3 protein-coding genes are annotated in these 2834 nt (G+C 67.8%); all 3 read left to right on the forward strand.

The features are described from left to right. On the forward strand, positions 1-771 hold a 771-nt coding region (locus tag Q4C89_RS10050; RefSeq protein WP_303102475.1), incomplete at its 5' end, for a D-isomer specific 2-hydroxyacid dehydrogenase family protein. A 246-nt stretch (positions 772-1017) separates the two neighbouring features. After that, positions 1018-1854, forward strand: a complete 837-nt coding sequence (locus Q4C89_RS10055) for an SDR family oxidoreductase (RefSeq protein ID WP_303102476.1) — start codon at positions 1018-1020, stop codon at positions 1852-1854. 53 nt (positions 1855-1907) lie between these two features. Further along, the gene (locus tag Q4C89_RS10060) at positions 1908-2687 is read left to right on the forward strand and encodes a hypothetical protein (RefSeq protein WP_303102477.1); all 780 of its coding nucleotides are present in this window, start codon (positions 1908-1910) and stop codon (positions 2685-2687) included. The last annotated feature ends 147 nt before the right edge of the window (positions 2688-2834 follow it).

A 2834-nucleotide genomic window follows, 5' to 3' on the forward strand; every position in this document is an offset into this window, starting at 1 on the left:
GCGACCCGTGACGCGCTGCTGGCGGTGCCGGGGCTGAAGTGGGTGCTGACCCTCACGGCGGGCATAGACCATGTGCGCGGGCGGCTGCCTGCCAGGGTGCGCCTGTATAACGCCCACCGCCTGCATGACCGCGCCGTAGCGGTGCATGTGGTCGCCGGGATGCTGGCGGCCTGCCGTGGCTCTCACCGGTTCCGTGATGCCCAGGCGCGGGGGGAGTGGCTGTCCAGACCGATTCCGCAGTCGGGCCTGCACACCCTGGACGGGCAGAAGGTCGTCCTGTGGGGCTACGGCCACATCGGCAAGCAGGTGGAAGCGATGCTGCAACCGTTCGGCGCGAAGGTCTACGGCCTGACCTCCAAAACCGAACCCGACCTGGTGGACTACCGCCTGTCCGAAGCCGACTGGGTGGTTCTGCTGCTGCCCAGCACCGAGCAGACGCGGGGCGTGCTGAACGCGGGACGCCTCGCCACCCTCAAGCCCGGCGTCTGGATTTCCAACCAGGGGCGCGGCGACCTCATCGTGACGGATGACCTGCTGGCGGCGCTCGACTCGGGGCAGGTGGGCGGCGCGGTGCTGGACGTGACCGACCCCGAACCGCTCCCGCCGGGGCACCCCCTGTGGACGCGGGAAAACGTCATCGTGACGCCGCACATTGCCAGCACGACCACCGACCTGCAAGAGCGCGGGGCCGTCTACGCCCGCAGCGTGATTTTGGATTTGCTCCAGGGCCGCGAACCGGAAGGCGAGGTGGGCCTCTCGGACGCGTATTGAAGGAAAGCCGGAAAGCGTCCGCCGAACAGAGTCGGCTGACCCAGTGGCTACCCAAAGGGGTGTTGATGGACCGTTCATCAGACGGTGACAAATCTGTGACGGTCCAGCGGCTACACTGTCTTTACCGCGCAACTCAACCGAGGTGGGCCGAGTGAAGTCCGCCGCGCCAGAAGGTCGGCTTTTTCAGGGTCGACCCTTCTTTTTGATGGGGGCTTTTGGTCGGGGCTTTTTGATTATGCTGGCGACATGTCGACGCAAATGACTTCGCTGGCAGGCCGCCACGTTCTGGTCACGGGCGGAACGGGCGGTATCGGTCTGGAAACCGCGTGGGGGCTGGCGCAGCGGGGCGCACAGGTGGTGCTGGTGGGGCGCAATCTTGACCGCCTTTCGCGGGTCTCGGCAGATATCGGCGCTTATGGAACCATTCAGGCCGACCTGGGCGAACGTGCCGAGGTGCGCCGCGCCGCTGCGGAATACCGCAACCGCTTCGGAACACTCGACGTGCTGGTCAACAATGCCGGGGCGATGTACACCACCCGGCAGGAAAGCCGCGAAGGAACCGAACTGACCTGGGCGGTTAACCACCTCGCGCCCTTCCTGCTCACCCGCGAACTGCTGCCGCTGCTGCGCCGGAGCGGAGCGGGCCGGGTGGTCACGGTGGCCTCGGCGGCGCATGTGGTGGGCCGGATTCGGTTCGACGACCCCGAGTTCCGCCGGGGTTACTCGGCCTGGCCCGCCTACGCCCAGAGCAAGCTCGCCAACATCCTGTTTGCCCGCGAACTGGCCCGGCGCGAACCGAGTCTCCAGAGCGTGTCGCTGCACCCTGGCATGGTCGCCAGCGGCTTCGGCAAGAACGGCGGGGGCCGCTTTGCCCGGATGTACGCCCTGCTCGACCCGTTCTCGCTGACCCCCGAAGAGGGCGCACAGACCAGCCTCTACGCGGCGACAGCCCGGCTGGAAGGTCAGGGCGGCTACTACGCCGACTCACGGCTGGCGACCCCCGCGCCCCAGGCCCTCGACGACGGCGCGGCGGCCCGGCTGTGGGCGCTGAGCGAAAGCTATGTGGACGCCGATACGCCCTGAGCAGCTCATAGAGCGCCCGAACTCAAAGTCGCTCCTCATGCGCGGCCCCTAAGATGCGGCCTATGCGCCTCGCTTCTTCACTCATTTCCCTCGCCCTGCTCGCTGGCCCGGCCCTGGCCCAGACCGCTGCTCCGGCCACGACTGCCCCAGCCAGCGCCAAGCCCGCCCAGATTTCACTGGCGACCAACCGCACCGTCAGCGGGGTCGCCATCTCGGTCAGCCGCGCCTCTGCGGGGCAACTGGTGTCCTGCCCCAGCAAGCTCAAGGTCAGCCGTCAGGCCGTGTGCCTCTACAGCAAGCAGCCCGCCGCGCAGGTTCGCACCCAGATTCGCAGCACGCTGGGGTCACAGGCGCTCGGTGACTGGAAGCTCAGTGGCACCTCGGGCAGCCTGCTGGTCAAGGACACGGCGGGGCAGGCGGGGGCCTACGTCCTCAGCACGCCGCTGAGCGCCCAGGAAACCCTGCTGGTCGTGGACGCCGTCACGGTGCCCGCCGCCAGCAAGCCCGCCGCGCCCGCTGGCGTGGTGAGGGGCCAGCCCTACCTGCTCGGCAAGGACCTGATCGGCGTGGTCAACGTGGTCAGCCTCGGCGGGGGCAAGTTCCGGCTGAACGTGGCGGGCGAAACGCCCCTGACCGTCACCGCCGGACAAAAGACTGCCCAGCGCGAGGGCGGCAACGTGGACCTGCCCCTCGCCCCCGCCAGCGACGGCAAGAACCTAATTTTCCCGCTCTCGGGCCTGCGGGCGCTGGGCTGCACGGTGACCGACGCTCCCAAAGGCGTGACGATCACCTGCGGCAGCGACAGCGTGGGCGTGCTGCCCATCGTGTTCTGATAACGGTCTAACCGTCGAACAGTCTAACGGTCTGACCGCCAGTTTCTTCGTCTAGGACGGGGTTGCTGGCGGTTGAAGCATTAGGGGAAAAGAGTTGGAGTGGACGCCCCCTCACCCTTCATCGGGCAGAGGGCAAGCGTCCAGCAC

This window comes from Deinococcus sp., assembly GCF_030523985.1.
Lineage (GTDB): Bacteria > Deinococcota > Deinococci > Deinococcales > Deinococcaceae > Deinococcus.

What these genes read in the sequence shown, in the direction of transcription:
- Q4C89_RS10055 (WP_303102476.1), top strand. Translation starts at nt 1,018, where the DNA reads ATGTCGACGCAAATGACTTCGCTGGCAGGCCGCCACGTTCTGGTCACG.
- Q4C89_RS10060 (WP_303102477.1), top strand. Translation starts at nt 1,908, where the DNA reads ATGCGGCCTATGCGCCTCGCTTCTTCACTCATTTCCCTCGCCCTGCTC.